We start from the raw sequence: 18526 nt of genomic DNA on the forward strand, positions 1-18526 counted from the left end.
GGTCACACCCTCACTCGCGGGTCGAGCGCGGCGTAGAGCAGGTCCGCGAGGGTGCCTGCGATGAGCACGAGGATCGCCGTGAAGAGGATCGTGCCCGCTGCCGCGTTGATGTCGTTGTTGGTGATGCTCTGCACGAAGTACTCGCCCATGCCGTGCCAGCTGAAGACCAGTTCGGTGATGCTCGCGCCGGTCAGGATCAGGCCGAACGAGTACGCGAAGAAGGTCGACATCGGGATGAGGGCGACGCGGACGCCATGGCGCATGATGGCCGATCCGCGCGTCCGGCCCTTCGACCGGGCGGTGCGGATGAAGTCGTTCGACAGGACGTCGAGCATCGCCGAGCGCTGGTACCGCGAGTACGAGGCCACGGCGCCGATCGTCAGCGAGATCGTCGGGAGCAACAGGTGGACGAGCCGGTCGCCGAGGACGGGGAAGAACCCGGTCACCCCCGGTGTGTACTCACCGGTGAAGCTGATGAGCTGCGTCCCTGCCGCGTTGTTCAGCGCGGTCGCGAGGATCATGAGCACGACGGCGATCACGAACACCGGCGTCGCGAGGACGGCGAAGGACAGGTACGAGGACACCTGGTCGGACGCCCGGTACTGCCGGACCGCGTTCCAGACGCCGAGCAGCACGCCGAGGATCGCGCCGAGCAGCGTGCCGATCACCAGCAGCCGCAGGCTCGTGCCGGACCGGGCGACGATGTCGGCCGTGACCTCGGTGCCGCGGGCGCTGATGCCGAGCGAGCCGTGCGTGACGAGGCCCACCCACCAGTCCCACGTGCGGACGAGCAGGGGGGTGTTCGGGTCGGCGCCGAGCTTGCGGAGCGAGGCGTCGATCGTGCCCTGTGGCACGGCGGGGTTGCGGCCCAGGAACCGGGATGCCGGGTTCAGCGTGGAACTGGCGAGCAGGTACCCGAGGGTGGTCGCGACGATCGTCAGGATGACGTAGTTGACGATGCGCTTCGCGATGAAGGCAAGCATGGACGATGGACCTCGCAGGGTACGGACGGCGTTGTCGGCGAGGAGAGCGTAACCCCATCCGTCGACGTCGTGGTGATGCGAAGTGACGCTATGCAACATGTGTTACGGCCGTGTTTCGATTCCTCGCAGGGACTCTTGTGGAGCCTTCTGATGTGGCTAGGGTTCTCAACCAAAGACGTGACGGCAGGGGCCGCCGACGTTCGCCAGCGCTCAGCGCGAACCACACCGAAAGGGGATCCTCGCGATGCGAATGAGGATCAAGAGCACCGCTGTGCTCGCCACCGCAGCCGCCGCAGCACTCGTGCTGGCCGGCTGCTCGGGCGGCGGGACGGCGGGGGAGAGCAGTTCCGCGGTCGCCCAGTCGTCGCTCAAGTCGACGGGCTGGACGACCGCGGACCGCAGTTCGATCAAGGACGGCGGCTCCCTGACGCTGCCGATCGACTCGGCTCCCGCCAACTTCCAGATCAACAACCTCGACTCCGGCACGGTCGACGACCAGACCATCGCCGGCGTGTACCTGCCCGGGTTCATCCAGTTCAAGGAGAACGGTGACTGGGAGGCGAACCCGGACTACGCCGAGTCCGTGAAGCTCACGAAGGACTCCCCGCAGACCGTCGAGATCAAGATCAACCCGAAGGCCGTGTGGTCCGACGGGACGCCGATCACCGAGAAGGACGTCGAGGCGAACTGGAAGGCCCTGAACGGGACCAACCCGGCGTTCGCGCCCCTCGCGACGAACGTCTGGGAGGACGTCGACTCCGTGACGCAGGGCTCGGACGAGCGCGACGTCGTCATCACCTTCAAGAAGGTCAACGCCGACTGGCCGAGCGTGCTCGGCGGGATCTACCCGTACTGGGCCGTCGACACCCCGGACCACTTCAACAAAGCGTGGGCGAAGGGCCCGTACGCGGCCGACGGGACGACGTACGTCTCGGGCGGCCCGTACATCGTCAAGTCGTTCGACGCGAACGGCGGCGTGCTCACCTTCGAGAAGAACCCGAAGTGGTGGGGTGACACCCCCAAGCTCGACACGATCGTCTTCAAGACGGTGTCGCGCGACAGCGTGGCCCAGGCGTACGCCAACAAGGAGTTCGACGCGTTCAACCTGAACGGCAGCGCCGACAACTTCAAGACCGCGAACAGCCGGTCCGACTCGAAGATCGAGCGCTCGCTCGGCACGACCCAGCGGCAGATCACGCTGAACGGCACGTCCGAGGTGTTCAAGGACAAGTCGGTCCGCCAGGCGTTCGCGCAGGCCATGAACCGTCAGGTCCTCGCGCAGGCGATCCTCTCGCCGGTGAAGAGCCCGGTGACCGTCCTGAACAACCTCATCTACCTCCCGGGGCAGAAGGGGTACCAGGACGACGCGTCGAAGGTCTACGGCTACAGCACCGACTCCGCGAAGAAGAAGCTCGAGGACGCCGGCTGGAAGATCGGCTCGAACGGATACGCGTCGAAGGGCGGCAAGGAGCTCGACGTCCGCTTCGTGATCCCGTCGGACAACCAGAACTCGGCCAACATCGCGCAGCTCGTGCAGCAGCAGACGAAGCTCGCCGGCTTCAAGGTCACGATCGACACGGTCCCGACCGACGACTTCTTCACGAAGTACGTCACGACGACCACGCGTGACTTCGACGCGACCTACTTCGCCTGGCAGGGCACGCCCTTCCCGGTGTCGTCCACGAAGTCGATCTACTACCCGGCCGACGCAGGCCAGAACTACACCGGCGTGACCGACGAGTCGCTCGGCAAGCTCTGGGACACCGCGAACGCCGAGCTCAACGCGAACGACCGGATCAAGGACGCGCAGAAGATTGACAAGGTGATCGTCGGCGTCGCCGGCACCATCCCGCTGTTCCCGGAGCCCTACGCCTGGGGTGTGCGGAAGGACCTGGTCAACTACGGTCCGGCGCAGTTCCAGCAGAGCTCCGTCAAGTGGCAGGACGTCGGCTACACGAAGTAGTCACGACCGCACCGAGAACCCCCGACGCCTCCGGGCGCCGGGGGTTCTCCCGTGTACGGCAGCTGGCAGCTGGCAGCTGGCAGCCGGCAGCCGTCGGCCGCAGCCGGCCGTCGCCTGGCGGCCGCCGACCCCCTCAGAGCCGCGCGCCCGCCATCGACGCGGCCACCCCGAGCACGATCATCCCGACCACCGACCAGCCGTGCGCTCGGTGCGTGATCACCGCCGGCACGACGGTCGCCGGAGGCGGGCCGTCCTGCACCACCGGCTCGGGCAGGAACGCACGCATCCGAGCGGCCGCAGCCTCCACGTCGAGGCGGGTCGTGCCTCCCGTCCGGTCCGTCGGCAGCACGCCCAGCCGAGCCGTCCTGCGTGTGGCGAGCCAGGTGCGGCGCACGCCCTCGCTCGAGACGATCTCGATCCCGTACTTCGTCCGGATCTCGGTGACGCGGCGCCAGTCGTAGGTGCTGGTCCGTCGGACGTCGACGACCTGCAGGTTGCCGTCGGTGCAGACGAAGCGCGGCCGCCACAGGACCGCGTACGCGACGAGCGCGATGAACAGGCTGGGCACCGGGGCGAGCCACGGGGCCCCGCCGCCGACCAGGGCGAGCGGCACGAGGAGCACGGCGACCGCCCAGAGGACGACGGCGGACAGACGCATGCCGGGGGCAACGATCACGGTGCGGGTCACCCGAGCATGGTAGGCGAGCGGGCAGTGGGACCCGCGCCGACGAGGCGGACGCGCGTACCGAGAGTGCCTCCCCGGGAACGTCCGGGGAGCGGGTGTGACACACCGGCGCGTATCTCCGGACGACCCGATTCCCCGGGGAGGCAAGTCCTGTGGACCTCTCGTGCATCCATGGTCACCGCGCCCCAGTTCGGGTGTCAATACCCGACCCCGGAACCTTCAGGAAGTCGCCACGCCGTTCCGGCACAGAACTCGCTGCCCCGGCGGTGCGCCCGCTACTCGACCAGCCGCTCGACCTGTTCGCGGATCGTCGCGGCCTTGGGGAACCGCAGCCCGACCAACCCGACGTGCCGCCACCGCAGCACACCGTCCGGTCCCACCAGGAACACCGACCGGCGCAGTCCGATCCCCGGAGCCTGCAGGCCGTAGGCGCGGACGATCCGTCCGGCGGGGTCGCTCAGCAGCGGGAACGTCAGCGACGCCCCGCGCGCGAACGCCTCGTGCGAGTCCAGCGCCTGCGGACTGATGCCCCACACGACGACACCGAGGTCCTGGAACCCGTCGAGCTCCTCCTGGTAGCTGCAGAGCTGTGCCGTGCAGACCAGGCTGGCGTCCCCGGGGTAGAAGGCCAGGACGACCGGTCGGCCGATCTCGGCGGACAGCGCGTACTCGCCGTCGGTGCGGTGACCGGCGCGGACGATCGTGCCCGGCAGGGTGAAGTCGGGAGCCGGTTCGCCGACCTCGGGGATGCTCATGCGCTCACGGTAGGGCCAGGTGCCCGGGAGCCAGCCGCAACCTGCGTGTCGCGGCCCGCTGGTTGGCCGGGCGGGCAGGCGGGCGGGCGGCCCGGCAGGCGGCGGGCTGACGGCCTGGAGGCACGGTGCCGCCCCGCCACGCGCCTCCCGCCCGGCGGTCGGTCGCGTCCGGCGCGTCGGTGGAGCAGAACACGTCGGGTCGCGCCCGCGGACCCGACGTCTTCTGCTCCACCAACACCGGCATCAACACCGGCACCAGCACCGGCACCAGCACCAGCACCAGCACCAGCACCGGCGCCAGCACCGACGCCGGCGCCGGTGCCCCGATCCCGCCGGGTCAGCGGAACAGGTGCGGGAACGCCGCGGCGACGTACGGGTACCCGACGAACACCGCCGCGTCGAGCAGGCAGTGCGTGATCACGAGGGGGAGCAGCCGCCCCCACCGGGTGTACATCCAGCCGAACACGATCCCCATCACGGCGTTCCCCACGAAGGCCCCGAAGCCCTGGTACAGGTGGTAGCTCCCGCGCAGGACCGCGGTGGACAGGATCACCTGCCACCGCCCCCACCCCAGCCCGCCGAGCCGCTCGTACAGGTAGCCGACCACGATGACCTCCTCCTGCAGCCCGGACCGGATCGCCGAGAGCAGCAGGACGGGGATCGTCCACCAGTACGTGTTCAGTGCCGCCGGGTCCACGTCCACCGTGAAGCCGAGCGCCCGGCCCGTGAAGTACAGCGCGAGCCCCGGGATCCCGATGCCCAGGGCGATGAGCGCCGCGCCGCCGAGGTCCGGGCGCACGCGGAACCGGTCGATGCCGAGCCGGGACAGGTGCGGGCGGGTCGTGCTCCAGAGCAGGGAGCAGACGAGCGCGACCGGGGCCAGGTCGACCGCGATGCCCAGGAGCTGCCGCGCCAGGTCGACGTACTGCACGGTCGTCGTCGACTGGTTGAGCGCCGTGGACTGCTCGCCGAGCGGGGTCGTCTGCGACAGGTCGTCGATGATCTGCAGGATCGAGTAGAGCGCGCTCCCGCCGAGCGACAGCATGAGGACGATCGTGATCTCGACCCACGTTCGCCGTCGGCTCATACGCTGTACTCCTCGTGGTTGCGAACTACCGGTAGACTGGCGTGTCGGGCGTTCTGCCCGCGGGTGCCATGTGTCCACGACGACCGGCCGCCCGATCTTCTCCGAACACTTGAAGGATGTCCTGTATGGCGCTCGCCACCCGGTCCGACCTGCGCAACGTCGCCATCGTGGCACACGTCGACCACGGCAAGACCACCCTCGTCGACGCGATGCTCACGCAGACCAACTCGTTCGACGCCCACTTCGAGGGCGAAGACCGCATGATGGACTCGAACGACCTCGAGCGCGAGAAGGGCATCACCATCCTCGCGAAGAACACCTCGGTGCTCTACAACGGGAAGCACGCCGAGGAGTTCAACCCGGGCGGTCGCATCACGATCAACGTGATCGACACCCCCGGCCACGCCGACTTCGGTGGTGAGGTCGAGCGCGGCCTCTCCATGGTCGACGGTGTCGTGCTGCTCGTCGACGCGTCCGAGGGCCCGCTGCCCCAGACCCGCTTCGTGCTCCGCAAGGCGCTCGCCGCGAAGCTCCCGGTGATCCTGCTCGTCAACAAGACGGACCGCCCGGACTCCCGCATCGACGAGGTCGTGTCCGAGTCGCAGGACCTGCTCCTCGGCCTGGCCTCCGACCTGGCGGACGAGGTCGACGACCTCGACCTCGACGCGATCCTCGACGTCCCGGTGGTCTACGCCTCGGGTCGCGCGGGCGCCGCGAGCCGCAACAAGCCCGAGGACGGCTCGCTGCCCGACAACGACGACCTCGAGCCGCTGTTCGAGGCGATCCTGCAGCACGTCCCGGCCCCGAAGTACGACGACGAGCACCCCCTGCAGGCGCACGTCACGAACCTCGACGCGTCGCCGTTCCTCGGCCGCCTCGCGCTGCTCCGCATCTTCCACGGCACGATGAAGAAGGGGCAGACGGTCGCGTGGGTCAAGCACGACGGCACCGTCGCGAACGCCCGCATCACGGAGCTCCTCATCACGAAGGCGCTCGACCGCTACCCGGCCGAGTCCGCCGGCCCCGGTGACATCGTCGCCGTCGCGGGCTTCGACACGATCACCATCGGTGAGACGCTGTCCGACCCCGAGGACGTCCGTCCGCTCCCGACCATCACGGTCGACGACCCGGCCATCTCGATGACCATCGGGACGAACACGAGCCCGCTCGTCGGCAAGGTCAAGGGCCACAAGCTCACCGCCCGCATGGTCAAGGACCGTCTGGACCGCGAGCTCATCGGCAACGTCTCGCTCAAGGTGCAGGACATCGGCCGCCCGGACACCTGGGAGGTCCAGGGCCGCGGTGAGCTGGCGCTCGCCATCCTCGTCGAGCAGATGCGCCGGGAGGGCTTCGAGCTCACCGTCGGCAAGCCGCAGGTCGTCACGAAGCGCGACGAGAACGGCAAGCTCCTCGAGCCCTACGAGCACATGACGATCGACACGCCGGAGGAGCACCTCGGCGCGATCACGCAGCTCATGGCCGCGCGCAAGGGTCGCATGGAGAACATGACGAACCACGGCACCGGCTGGATCCGCATGGAGTTCATCGTGCCGTCGCGTGGCCTGATCGGCTTCCGCACGTCGTTCCTCACCGAGACCCGCGGCACCGGCATCGCGAACGCGATCTCGCACGGCTACGACGAGTGGGCCGGCCCGATCCAGACCCGCATCAACGGCTCGATCGTCTCCGACCGTGCCGGTGTCGTCACGCCGTTCGCCATCACGAACCTGCAGGAGCGCATGACGTTCTTCGTCAACCCGACGGAGGAGGTCTACGAGGGCATGGTCATCGGCGAGAACTCGCGCGCCGACGACATGGACGTGAACATCACGAAGGAGAAGAAGCTCACGAACATGCGTTCGGCGAACGCCGACTCCTTCGAGTCGATGACGCCGTCGCGCCAGCTCTCCCTCGAGGAGTGCCTGGAGTTCGCGCGCGAGGACGAGTGCGTCGAGGTCACCCCCGACCACGTCCGCATCCGCAAGGTCGAGCTGGACGCGCAGGCGCGCCAGCGCGCGTACGCCCGCCTGAAGCGCCAGGACGCGTAAGCAGGTCCGGCCTGGAGGCACTGCCTCCGTCCGACGGCCCGGTCACCTCATCGAGGTGGCCGGGCCGTCGGCGCGTGGGGATACGGTGGAGCGCGTGACCCTCGACCTCCTCTCCCTGTACCAGGACCTGCACGCCCACCCGGAGCTCGGCTTCCAGGAGCACCGCACGGCCGGCGTCGTCGCTGACCGGCTCGCGGAGCTCGGCGGCATCGACGTCACCACGGGCGTGGGCGGCACGGGGGTCGTCGGTGTGCTGTCGAACGGGGACGGCCCGGTCGTCTGGCTCCGCGCCGACATGGACGGCCTGCCCGTCCAGGAGCGCACCGGACTGCCGTACGCGAGCACCCACACCGGGCGGGACGACGAGGGCGCCGAGGTCCCGACGATGCACGCCTGCGGGCACGACATCCACGTGACGTGGCTGCTCGGCACGCTCGAACGGCTCGTCGACACCCGTGACGCCTGGTCCGGCACCGTCGTCGGCGTGTTCCAGCCGGCGGAAGAGGTGATCTCCGGCGCCCGGGCGATGCTCGAGGACGGCCTGGTCGAGCGGTTCCCGAAGCCCGACGTCGTCCTCGGCCAGCACTCCGCGCCGGCGCCGGTCGGCGTCGTCGCGGTCGGTTCCGGTCCCGTGATGGCGTCGAGCGACCGACTGACCGTCACGTTCAACGGCCGCGGCGCGCACGGCTCGGCGCCGCAGGCCTCGCTCGACCCGATCGTCACCGCCGCGAGCGCCGTCGTGCGGCTGCAGACCGTCGTCTCGCGCGAGGTCTCGCCGTCGGACGCCGGTGTCGTCACCGTCGGCAGCTTCCACGCCGGCACCCGGCCGAACATCATCCCGGACCAGGCCGTCATCGAGATCTCGACGCGGGCCCGCAACGAGGAGACCCGGGAGCGCATCATCGCGTCGATCGAGCGCATCGTGCGTGCGGAGAGCGACGCGGGCGGCCTCCCTGCCCCGACCATCCAGCGGGCGCCGGGGGCCGAGGTCACCGTGAACGACGCGGAGGCCGCTCGGCGCGTGCTCGAGGCGCTGCAGGGCGCGGTGCCGGACGCCCGCGACCTGGAGATCGGCCTCGCGATGGCGTCCGAGGACGTCGGGCAGCTCGCCACCGCGGCCGGCGTGCCGCTCGTGTACTGGTTCACCGGGATCACCGACCCGGAGCTCTTCCGTCGCGGCGACGACGTCCCGAGCAACCACTCGCCGTTCTACGCGCCGCAGGCCGAGACCGCGATCCCGGTCGGGGTCGACGCGCTGACGGCCGCGACCCGCGCCTGGCTGTCCTGACGCGCCCCACCCGCCGGGCGTGCCCCGCCGGGCGTGACCCGGTGGCGGGCAGGCAGGTTCCCAGGGAACGCACGCCGCGCCTCCCGGCTGTCGCCCTATGGTGACCGCATGCGTACGACCCGGACCCTGCTCGCCGCCGTGGCGGCGGGCATCACCCTCGCCGGTCTGACCGGCTGCTCGGCCGCCGACGTCCAGCAGGCGACCGCCCTCGGATCCTCGGTGGCCTCGAACGTCTCCGAGACGGTGCAGGGCATCGACGGCAAGGCGATCCAGGACGGGATGTCCTCGGTCGCGGGCGGCATCGACGGCGCCCTCGACGCGGCCCTCAAGGGCACGGGGGTGACCTCCGACGGCAAGGTCCCGGACGGGTTCCCGACCGCCGAGGTCCCGCTCGTCGACGGCACGGTCCTCGGCGGCGGCACGGGGCCGAACGGCTCCGGCTGGGTGGTGCAGGTCCGTGCGGGGTCGGTCGACGACTTCGCCGCGGCCGCCCAGCGCCTGGCGGACGCCGGGTACACCGAGTCCGCGAAGCGGGCGGACGCCTCGAGCGCGTTCGGGCTGTTCCGGAGCGACGCGCACCGCGTGGTGCTGACGTTCTCGAAGAGCGGGGACGGCGTCACCGCGACGTACATCGTCACCCCGCGGTAGCGAAGTAGCCTTGGCCCTGATGTCCAAGGTCCCCGCCACGCGCCCCGAGCGCGTCCTGTTCGTGCACGCCCACCCCGACGACGAGACCCTCGCCTCCGGCGGCACCATCGCCACGATGCTCGAGCTCGGGGCCGAGGTCACCGTGCTCACCGCCACGCGGGGGGAGCAGGGCGAGGTGCTCGTGCCGGAGCTCGCCGGGATCGCCGGGGACGGCCCCCGCGTCGCCGAGCACCGCGAGACCGAGATCGCCGCCGCGCTCGCCGCCCTCGGCGGTCCGGCGCACCTGTGGCTCGGCGGACCCGGCGCGCGCCCGACCGACCTGGCGCCGCGGCGGTACACCGACTCCGGGATGCAGTGGGGCCCCGACGGGCGGGCGATCGCCGCCGACGACGCCCCGGCAGACTCGCTCACCGCGGCGGACCTCGGCGAGGTCGTCGACGACGTCCGGGCCGCGATCCGGTCGACCGGGGCGGACGCGGTGGTCAGCTACGCGGACGACGGCGGCTACGGCCACCCGGACCACGTGCGCGTGCACCACGCCGCCCGGTACGCCGCCCGTGCCGAGGAGGTCCCGTTCTCGATGATCGTCGACCCCGCGACGACGGAGCCCGACCTGACCGTGGACGTCGTGCCGGTCCGGGCGAAGGTCCGCGCGGCGCTCGAGCAGTACCGCTCCCAGCTGACGGTGGACCCGGCCGCGACCGACGACCCGCGGGCGCTGTCGTGGGTGATGCCGCACGGGGAGCGGCAGCACGCCCGCGACGTCGAGGCCTTCCGACACGACGCCGACCCGGTGCCCGAGACCCCGCAGACCTTCGCGGAGCTGTCCGGCCAGGGCAAGGCCGCGGCCGTCGTCGTGTCCGTGGTCGCCGGACTGCTCGCTGGCGCGCTCGGCACCGTCACCCACCAGCAGACGATCGGCGGCGTCCCGGTCGGCATGGTCATCACGACGCTCGTCGTCGTCGGGCTCCTCGTCGGCCTCCGCCTGCTGTTCCGCTCCCGGGTCCTCGTCGCAGCCGCCGGCGTCGCGGTGATCGTCGCGACCCAGGTGCTCGTGTCGGTCGGCGGACAGTCGTCCCCGCTCGTGCTCGCGAACCCCGCCGGGTACGTGTGGACGTTCGTCCCCGCGGTCATCACGCTGCTCGCCCTCGCCTGGCCGGACCTGTCCGGACTCCGGGCCGCCCGGGCCGCCGCCGAGGCGCGGGACGGTGCGCGGTCAGGGTCGGCCCTGCCCCGCGAGTAGGATCGAGAGCGCTCAGTCCGAAGGGAGCACCCGCACCGTGACCTACGTGATCGCCCAGCCCTGTGTCGACGTCAAGGACCGCGCCTGCATCGACGAATGCCCGGTCGACTGCATCTACGAGGGTGACCGGTCGCTGTACATCCACCCCGACGAGTGCGTCGACTGCGGTGCGTGCGAGCCGGTCTGCCCGGTCGAGGCGATCTACTACGAGGACGACCTCCCCGAGGAATGGGCCGACTACTACAAGGCGAACGTCGAGTTCTTCGAGGAGATCGGCTCGCCCGGCGGTGCCGCGAAGGTCGGTGTGATCCACAAGGACCACCCGGTCGTCCTGGCCGAACCCCCACGCGGCTGACCGGCGACACCCCCGTGGCGCTCGACCTCCCCGACTTCCCCTGGGACCAGCTCGTCCCGTTCAAGCAGCGCGCAGCGGCGTCCGAGGGCGGCATCGTCGACCTCAGCGTCGGCTCGCCCGTCGACCCCACGCCCGAGGTCGTCCGACGGGCCCTCGCCGACGCCACCGACGCGCACGCCTACCCGCAGGTCGCGGGCACGCCGGCCCTGCGCGAGGCCATCGCCGACTGGTACGGCCGCCGGCAGGGGATCACCCTGACGCCCGACCAGGTCCTGCCGACGATCGGCTCGAAGGAGTTCATCGCGGGGCTCGCGCTGTGGCTCGGCATCGGACCGGGCGACACCGTCGTGTTCCCCGAGGCCGCGTACCCGACCTACGAGCTCGGCGCGGCCCTCGTGCGCGCCGAGGCCCTCGCCGCGGACGACCCGGCGACCTGGCCGGCCACGACCCGGCTCGTCTGGTTGAACTCCCCGGGCAACCCGGACGGCCGCGTGCTGTCGGTGGAGCGGCTCCGCGCCGCCGTCGCCCGCGCCCGCGAACTCGGCGCGGTCGTCGTCGGGGACGAGTGCTACGCCGAGCTCGGCTGGGAACCGCCGTTCGACACCGCCCCCACGCCGTCGATCCTCGACCCGCGCGTGGTCGGGGACTCGGTGGACGGCGTCCTCAGCGTGTACTCGCTGTCGAAGCAGTCGAACCTGGCCGGGTACCGCGCGGCGTTCGTCGCCGGTGACGCCGCGGTCCTCGCCGACGTGCTCGCCGTCCGGAAGCACACCGGCATGATGCCGCCGCTGCCCGTGCAGCAGGCGATGGTCGAGGCGCTGGCCGACGACACCCACGTGCAGCAGCAGAAGGCCCGCTACCGCGCCCGGAGGAACATGCTCCGACGGGCACTCGAGGACGCGGGCTTCCGGATCGACCACAGCGAGGCGGGCCTGTACCTCTGGGCGACCCGCGGCGAGCCCGCACTCGACACCGTGTCGTGGCTCGCGGACCGCGGCATCCTCGTCGCCCCCGGCACGTTCTACGGCCCGGCGGGGGCCGAGCACGTGCGGGTCGCGCTCACCGCCACCGACGACCGGATCGCGGCGGCGGCGCAGCGTCTGGCGAGCGCCCGACGACTCGCCGGTTCCTGACCCAGCCGGGCCGGGGTGCCGCAGCTGGGACATCCCGGCGACGCGGCCGGAACGTCCACGGGACGCGGTCGGAGCCGGTCCGTCTCCGTGCACAATCCGCGGTTCCCACCAATTCCGAGGGCTCCCGTGGTGCACGACCGACAGTCCCCGCGATTAGGCTGTGGTCGTGACTGACACTGCCAACGACGCTCAGAAGACGGCCACACCGCCCACCACGCCCGTCCCCGTGAGCCCCGCCGCCGCCGAGTCCACGGGCACCGCGACGCTCACGTTCCCGGGCGGCACGGCGGAGTTCCCGATCCTGCCGAGCGTCGACGGCGCGTCGGCGATCGACATCTCGACGCTCAAGAAGCAGACCGGGCTGAACACGCTCGACTACGGCTTCGTGAACACCGGCGCCACGAAGAGCGCCATCACCTACATCGACGGCGACGAAGGGATCCTGCGCTACCGCGGGTACCCGATCGACCAGGTCGCGTCGGGCTGCACCTACCTCGAGGTCGCCTGGCTCCTGATCTACGGCGAGCTCCCCACCGCGGACGAGCTCGCCGGCTTCGACGCTCGCATCCGTCGCCACACGCTCCTGCACGAGGACCTCCGTCGCCTGTTCGACGCCCTGCCGCACTCGGCGCACCCGATGTCGGTGCTGTCCAGTGCCGTCAGTGCCCTGTCGACGTACTACGAGGACGACATGAGCGTCGACGACCCGGAGAAGGTCGAGCTGCAGACCGTGCGGCTGCTCGCCAAGCTCCCCGTCATCGCCGCCTACGCGCACAAGAAGGCGATCGGGCAGGCCTTCCTGTACCCGGACAACTCGCTGTCGTTCGTCGACAACTTCCTGCGGCTGAACTTCGGCACCATGGCCGAGACCTACGTGCCGAACCCGGTGCTGTCGAAGGCACTCGAGCGGCTGCTCATCCTGCACGAGGACCACGAGCAGAACGCGTCGACCTCAACCGTGCGCCTGGTCGGCTCGACGAAGGCGAACATGTTCGCGTCGATCTCTGCGGGCATCAACGCCCTGTACGGCCCGCTGCACGGGGGTGCGAACGAAGCCGTGCTCGAGATGCTCCAGCAGATCAAGGACTCCGGCGAGCCGGTGTCGCGCTTCGTCGAGCGGGTGAAGAACAAGGAGCGCGGGGTGAAGCTCATGGGCTTCGGGCACCGCGTCTACAAGAACTACGACCCGCGCGCGAAGCTCGTCAAGGAGTCCGCGCACGAGGTCCTCGAGTCCCTCGGCGTGCAGGACGACCTGCTCGACATCGCGATGGAGCTCGAGCAGATCGCGCTCGAGGACGAGTACTTCGTCAGCCGCCGGCTCTACCCGAACGTCGACTTCTACACCGGCATCATCTACCGGGCGATGGGCTTCCCGCCGCGGATGTTCACGGTCCTGTTCGCGATCGGTCGCCTGCCGGGTTGGATCGCTCAGTGGCGTGAGCTCAACAACGACCCGCTCAACAAGATCGGCCGCCCGCAGCAGCTCTACGTGGGGCACCCGGAACGGGACCTGCCGACGCGCTGACCGGTGCGTCCTGCCCGCCACGCTGGGCAGGTGGCCGGGATGCGACGGACGGGAGGCACGTGACGGGTCCGCCACGTGCCTCCCGTCCGTCGCCTCGTGCGCTGGGCCGGTCCCCGGCTACGCGTGCAGCGCGGTGTTCAGCTGGATGCCCTCGCCCTTGCGCTGGAGTGCCTCGACGGCACCCGTGACGGAGTTCCGGCGGAACAGCACGTTCGGCGTTCCGGAGAGCTCGGCGGCCTTCACGGTCCTGGGCGTGCCGTCCGGGTCCGGGGCGGCCCCGACCAGGACGACCTTCGTGCCGGCCGTGACGTACAGTCCGGCCTCGACCACGGAGTCGTCGCCGAGCGAGATCCCGAGCCCGGCGTTCGCCCCGAGCAGGGCGCGCTCGCCGAGCGACACCCGGTGGGTCCCGCCGCCGGACAGCGTGCCCATGATCGACGCGCCGCCACCGATGTCCGTGCCGTTCCCGACGACGACGCCCTGCGAGACGCGGCCCTCGATCATCGCGTCGCCGAGGGTGCCGGCGTTGAAGTTCACGAAGCCCTCGTGCATGACGGTGGTGCCCGGCGCGAGGTGCGCCCCGAGCCGGACCCGGTTCGCGTCGCCGATGCGGACGCGGTCCGGGACGACGTAGTCGAGCAGGCGCGGGAACTTGTCGACCGCGTGCACGGCGATCCCGGCGCGCTGCAGGACCGGACGGAGCCGGGTGAGGGCATCGGGGTGCACCGGGCCGGCGTTCGTCCACGCGACGATCGGCAGGTGTCCGAAGACACCGTCCAGGCTGATGGTGTTCGGCTGCACGTGCAGGTGGCTGAGCAGGTGCAGGCGGAGGTAGGCGTCGGGCGTGCTCGCCGGGGCGTCGTCGAGCACGATCGCCGTCGTCACCGCCTCGACCCGGACGCCACGCCGCGGGTCGTCGCCGACGTGGGCGCGCAGGTCCTCCGGGAACGCGGCGTCGGCGGGGAGCTCGCCCAGGTGCGTCTCCGGGTACCAGGTGTCGAGGGTGGTGCCGTCGGCGGCGATCGTGGCGAGGCCGTGGCCCCAGGCGTGTGTGGGGCGGTCGGTGGCTGCGGGCGCGTCGGTCACGCGACCAGGGTACCGACCTGCCGGGCCCGGCCACCCGTCCAGCGGGACGGTCGTGGGGGAGGCGATCCGTGCCTCCCGGCCGGTGCCGTGGACCAGCCGACCGCAGGACGCGGCCGGTACGCTGACCGCATGCCGGAGCTGCTCGACCTCACCGCCTCGTCCATCGACATCACCCGCGTGATCTGCGACATCGAGTCGGTGTCCGGGAACGAGGGCAGCCTCGCCGACGCGATCGAGGCGACGCTCGCGCCCCTCGACCACCTCGAGGTGGTCCGCGACGGCGACGCCGTCGTGGCGCGGACGGACCTCGGTCGGGACCGCCGCGTCGTCATCGCCGGGCACATCGACACCGTGCCGCTGAACCACAACCTGCCGACCGAGTTCCGGACCACGGAGGACGGCACCGAGATCCTCTGGGGCCGCGGCACCGTGGACATGAAGGCCGGCGTCGGGGTGCAGCTCAAACTGGCGTACGACCTCGTCGCACCGACCGTCGACGTCACCTGGGTGTTCTACGACCACGAGGAGGTCAGCGACTCGCTGAACGGCCTCGGTCGACTCGCCCGCACCCGGCCCGGACTGCTCGCCGGCGACTTCGCGATCCTCGGTGAGCCCTCCGGGGCGCAGATCGAGGGCGGCTGCAACGGCAACCTGCGGGCCGAGGTCCGCACGTTCGGCAAGCGCTCGCACAGTGCCCGCAGCTGGATCGGCGACAACGCCATCCACAAGACCGCACCGATCCTGGCCATCCTCGCCGCCTACGAGCCGCGCACGGTGACCGTCGACGGCCTCGACTACCGCGAGGGCCTGAACGCCGTCGGGATCTCCGGCGGCATCGCCGGCAACGTCATCCCGGACGAGGCGATGGTCCACGTGAACTACCGCTTCGCGCCCTCGCGCAGCGCGGACGAGGCCGTGGCCCACATCCGCGAGCTCTTCGACGGGTACGACGTGCAGATCGTCGACCTCGCCGCCGGCGCGCGTCCCGGGCTCGACGCCCCGCTCGCGCAGGACTTCGTCGCCGCGGTCGGCGGGCCGGCCCCGCGCCCGAAGTACGGCTGGACGGACGTCGCCCGGTTCTCAGCGCTCGGCGTCCCCGCCGTGAACTACGGCCCCGGCGAGCCGGTCTTCGCGCACCACGACGACGAGCAGGTCCCCGTCGACCAGATCTCTGCGGTCGAGGACGGTCTGCGGCGGTGGCTGACGGCGTGACGACGGGCTCCGCGCCGGTCGTCGCGGGGCGTCGGCCGGGGGTGCGGTGGCGCGCCCGGTACCGTGCCGTGCCCTGGTGGGTGCGGATCACCGTCGTGTACGTCGTCGCACGGATCGTCACCGGGGCGATGCTCCTGGCCTACGCGGGGCAGCAGGCTGCGAACTCGTTCACGGTCCAGCACCCCTCGTACCTTTCGTTCGCCGCGATCTGGGACGGTGCCTGGTACCGGGTGATCGCCACCGGCGGGTACCCGTCGACGCTCCCGGTGGACGCCGCCGGGCACGTCACCGAGAACGCGTGGGCGTTCATGCCGGCGTACCCGTTCCTGGTCCGCGGGCTGATGCTCCTCACCGGGGCGTCGTTCGAGGCCGTCGCCGTGACCGTGTCGCTGGTCGCCGGGTGGGGTGCCGCGCTCGTGTTCCGACGGCTGCTCGGACGGTTCCTCGACGACGGCCGGGCGACGTTCGCCACGGTGCTGTTCTGCGTCGCGCCGGTGTCCGCGATGTTCCAGGTCGCCTACGCAGAGTCGATGGGGATGTTCCTGCTCCTCGTCGCCCTGCTGCTGCTCGTGGACCGCCGCTGGTGGACGATGCTGCCGGTGGTCCTGCTGCTCGGCATGACCCGGCCCACCGGACTCGCGTTCGGGCTGCTCGTGGCGCTGTTCCTGGTCGTGTGGGCCGTCCGCCCCGCCTGGGTGCGCGAGTACGCCCGCCCGACCGTCCGCACCGCCCTGCCGCCGCTCGTGGTCGGCGCGGTGTCCGGTCTCGTCGGGCTCGCGTGGCCGGCGATCGCCTGGGCCGTGACCGGGGTGCCGAAGGCGTACACCGACACCGAGCTCGCGTGGCGGTCGTCGTACATCGGCTGGCAGGAGCTCGTGCCGTTCACCCCGTGGGTGCAGGGCTTCGGCTGGTGGTTCCGGCAGCCAGCCGGCGGGATCCTGCTCGCCGTTGCGGTCGTCGGGTTCGCCGTCTTCGTGTTCCAGCCCGCTGCTCGCCGGATCGGGCTCGAGCTGCGGCTCTGGGCAGTGGCGTACGTCGTGTACCTGCTCGCGGTGTTCTTCCCGCAGTCGAGCACCTGGCGCATCCTGCTGCCGATCGCGCCGCTCCTGGGCATCGTGGCGCTGCCCCGGTCATCGGTCTACCGGGTGCTCCTCGTCGCCGCGTGCCTCGTGCTGCAGTGGATGTGGCTCGACGCGTGCTGGTTGGTCGACGGCTACGACTGGACGCCGCCGTGATCGCCCTCGCCGCCGTGATCGCCCTCGCCGCCGTGATCGACCTCGCGGTCGTCTGACTCCTCGGCGGAGGCCGTGGCGGACGGGTCCTCGCCCGGGCGCCAGTCGGCCGCCGCGTGCACCATCGCGTTCACCGTCGCGATGAACGGCACCGCGAAGAAGGCGCCGACGACGCCCGCGATGGTGGTGCCCGCGGTGACGCCGAGCACGACGCCGAGCGGGTGCACCTTGACGGCGCTGCCGGTCAGGAACGGGTGCAGGACGTGGCTCTCCAGCTGCTGCACGACGATCACCACGGCGAGCATGATGAGCGCCGGCACCAGTCCGTTGAAGACCAGCGCGATGACCACGGCGACGATGCCGGCGACGATCGCGCCGACCACCGGGACGAACGCCCCGAAGAACACGATGACGCCGATCGGCACGGCGAGCGGCAGCCCCAGTGCGAGCGCGCCGATGACGATGCCGAGTGCGTCGGTCACCGCGACGATGAGCTGCACGCGGATGAAGCTGGTGAGGGTCTTCCACCCCGCCTGACCGGCCGCGTCGATGCGGCCGCGGGAGCGCCGCGGGAAGATCCGGACGACCCACGACCAGATCCGGTGCCCGTCGATCAGCACGAAGATCGTCGTGAAGACCACGATGAACAGCCCCTCGAGCGCGTGCACCAGTCCGCTGCCCGCCTCGGCGGCGCCGGACAGGATCGACGTGGCGTGGGTCTGCAGGAACTTCGTCGCCTCCGCCAGGTACTTCGTGACCTGCGCCGAGGTGATGCCGAACGGCTCGGACGCGAGGAGGGTCTGGAAGGTCTGCACGTTGCTCGTCAGGCGTCGCTCGAGCGTCGGCAGGTCGTAGCGGACCTGCGCCGTGACGACGAGCGCCAGGATCCCGAGCACCACCACGACCGAGATGCAGGCCGTCAGCACCGCGAGCCACTTCGGCCACCGGTGTCGTTGCAGGAACGCCGAGAACGGGGCGAGCAGCGCGCAGACGAGCAGCCCGACCAGGAACGGCACCACGATGTCCTGCAGCAGGACCACCAGCGCGACGACGACGGCCAGAGCTGCCACCGTGACGAGGAAGCGCCACGAGAAGGCACCGGCGATGCGCATGCCCGTGGGCACCGCCTCGGCGACCGGGTCGGCCTGTGGACGGAGCATGGAGCGGATGTTCGGCATTCACCAAGGTCACCACTCGCAGCCGCGAGAACGTCGCATTCCGACACCCCCAACCTGGGCGGTTTCGCAGTTGCCCCCTCGGTACGGGATAATGGGCGAGCATCT

The 18526-nt window shown here is 71.0% G+C and carries 16 protein-coding genes; 10 read left to right on the plus strand and 6 right to left on the minus strand.

Annotated elements, in window-relative coordinates:
• Window positions 1–2: 2 nt before the first annotated feature.
• The gene (locus FB462_RS05240; protein WP_058741465.1) at window positions 3–983 is read right to left on the minus strand and encodes an ABC transporter permease; all 981 of its coding nucleotides are present in this window, start codon (window positions 981–983) and stop codon (window positions 3–5) included.
• Window positions 984–1233: 250 nt separating this feature from the next.
• On the opposite strand from FB462_RS05240, the gene FB462_RS05245 reads away from it, so the two are divergent.
• Window positions 1234–2946, plus strand: a complete 1713-nt coding sequence (locus tag FB462_RS05245; protein WP_167510021.1) for an ABC transporter family substrate-binding protein — start codon at window positions 1234–1236, stop codon at window positions 2944–2946.
• Between the two features lie 133 nt (window positions 2947–3079).
• Here FB462_RS05245 and FB462_RS05250 read toward each other — a convergent pair whose 3' ends face one another.
• The 3 genes from FB462_RS05250 to FB462_RS05265 all read right to left on the minus strand — a co-directional run bounded on the left by FB462_RS05250 (window position 3080) and on the right by FB462_RS05265 (window position 5473).
• Complete coding sequence (locus tag FB462_RS05250; RefSeq protein ID WP_141860575.1) at window positions 3080–3634, minus strand: hypothetical protein; 555 nt, start codon at window positions 3632–3634, stop codon at window positions 3080–3082.
• Window positions 3635–3906: 272 nt separating this feature from the next.
• On the minus strand, window positions 3907–4386 hold the full coding sequence (locus FB462_RS05255; protein ID WP_114848960.1) for a peroxiredoxin: 480 nt from the start codon (window positions 4384–4386) through the stop codon (window positions 3907–3909).
• Window positions 4387–4723: 337 nt separating this feature from the next.
• Complete coding sequence (locus FB462_RS05265) at window positions 4724–5473, minus strand: CPBP family intramembrane glutamic endopeptidase (protein ID WP_114848961.1); 750 nt, start codon at window positions 5471–5473, stop codon at window positions 4724–4726.
• A 125-nt stretch (window positions 5474–5598) separates the two neighbouring features.
• On the opposite strand from FB462_RS05265, the gene typA reads away from it, so the two are divergent.
• The 7 genes from typA to FB462_RS05300 all read left to right on the plus strand — a co-directional run bounded on the left by typA (window position 5599) and on the right by FB462_RS05300 (window position 13713).
• Window positions 5599–7521 carry a translational GTPase TypA gene (gene typA, locus FB462_RS05270; protein ID WP_058741470.1) on the plus strand — a complete coding sequence of 641 codons (1923 nt, stop codon included), beginning with the start codon at window positions 5599–5601 and terminating at the stop codon, window positions 7519–7521.
• Window positions 7522–7615: 94 nt separating this feature from the next.
• Window positions 7616–8809: an amidohydrolase gene (locus tag FB462_RS05275; RefSeq protein ID WP_141860577.1), complete on the plus strand. Its 1194-nt coding sequence runs from the start codon at window positions 7616–7618 to the stop codon at window positions 8807–8809.
• Window positions 8810–8917: 108 nt separating this feature from the next.
• Entirely contained in the window at window positions 8918–9457 is a 540-nt protein-coding gene (locus FB462_RS05280; RefSeq protein ID WP_114848962.1) for a hypothetical protein, read from the plus strand.
• Between the two features lie 19 nt (window positions 9458–9476).
• The gene (locus tag FB462_RS05285) at window positions 9477–10700 is read left to right on the plus strand and encodes a PIG-L family deacetylase (protein ID WP_141860579.1); all 1224 of its coding nucleotides are present in this window, start codon (window positions 9477–9479) and stop codon (window positions 10698–10700) included.
• Between the two features lie 37 nt (window positions 10701–10737).
• The gene (gene fdxA, locus FB462_RS17630) at window positions 10738–11055 is read left to right on the plus strand and encodes a ferredoxin (RefSeq protein WP_058741473.1); all 318 of its coding nucleotides are present in this window, start codon (window positions 10738–10740) and stop codon (window positions 11053–11055) included.
• Between the two features lie 14 nt (window positions 11056–11069).
• The gene (dapC, locus tag FB462_RS05295) at window positions 11070–12188 is read left to right on the plus strand and encodes a succinyldiaminopimelate transaminase (protein WP_141860581.1); all 1119 of its coding nucleotides are present in this window, start codon (window positions 11070–11072) and stop codon (window positions 12186–12188) included.
• A gap of 226 nt (window positions 12189–12414) precedes the next feature.
• Complete coding sequence (locus tag FB462_RS05300) at window positions 12415–13713, plus strand: citrate synthase (RefSeq protein ID WP_141863258.1); 1299 nt, start codon at window positions 12415–12417, stop codon at window positions 13711–13713.
• A gap of 117 nt (window positions 13714–13830) precedes the next feature.
• On the opposite strand, the gene dapD is transcribed toward FB462_RS05300, so the two are convergent.
• Window positions 13831–14799 carry a 2,3,4,5-tetrahydropyridine-2,6-dicarboxylate N-succinyltransferase gene (gene dapD / locus FB462_RS05305; protein WP_141860583.1) on the minus strand — a complete coding sequence of 323 codons (969 nt, stop codon included), beginning with the start codon at window positions 14797–14799 and terminating at the stop codon, window positions 13831–13833.
• Window positions 14800–14928: 129 nt separating this feature from the next.
• Here dapD and dapE point away from each other — a divergent pair, with 129 nt between their 5' ends.
• Window positions 14929–16011, plus strand: coding sequence for a succinyl-diaminopimelate desuccinylase (gene dapE, locus FB462_RS05310; RefSeq protein ID WP_141860585.1), 1083 nt, complete (start codon window positions 14929–14931; stop codon window positions 16009–16011).
• Window positions 15996–17246 (plus strand): hypothetical protein, encoded by a 1251-nt coding sequence (locus FB462_RS05315; RefSeq protein WP_229666754.1) that lies wholly within the window; start codon window positions 15996–15998, stop codon window positions 17244–17246. The genes dapE and FB462_RS05315 overlap by 16 nt, the downstream gene beginning before the upstream one ends.
• Here FB462_RS05315 and FB462_RS05320 read toward each other — a convergent pair.
• Entirely contained in the window at window positions 17225–18403 is a 1179-nt protein-coding gene (locus tag FB462_RS05320; RefSeq protein WP_208738893.1) for an AI-2E family transporter, read from the minus strand. The two genes, FB462_RS05315 and FB462_RS05320, sit on opposite strands and share 22 nt — an antisense overlap.
• Window positions 18404–18526: the final 123 nt, after the last annotated feature.

The sequence above is a fragment of the Curtobacterium citreum genome (assembly GCF_006715175.1).
GTDB lineage: Bacteria > Actinomycetota > Actinomycetes > Actinomycetales > Microbacteriaceae > Curtobacterium > Curtobacterium citreum.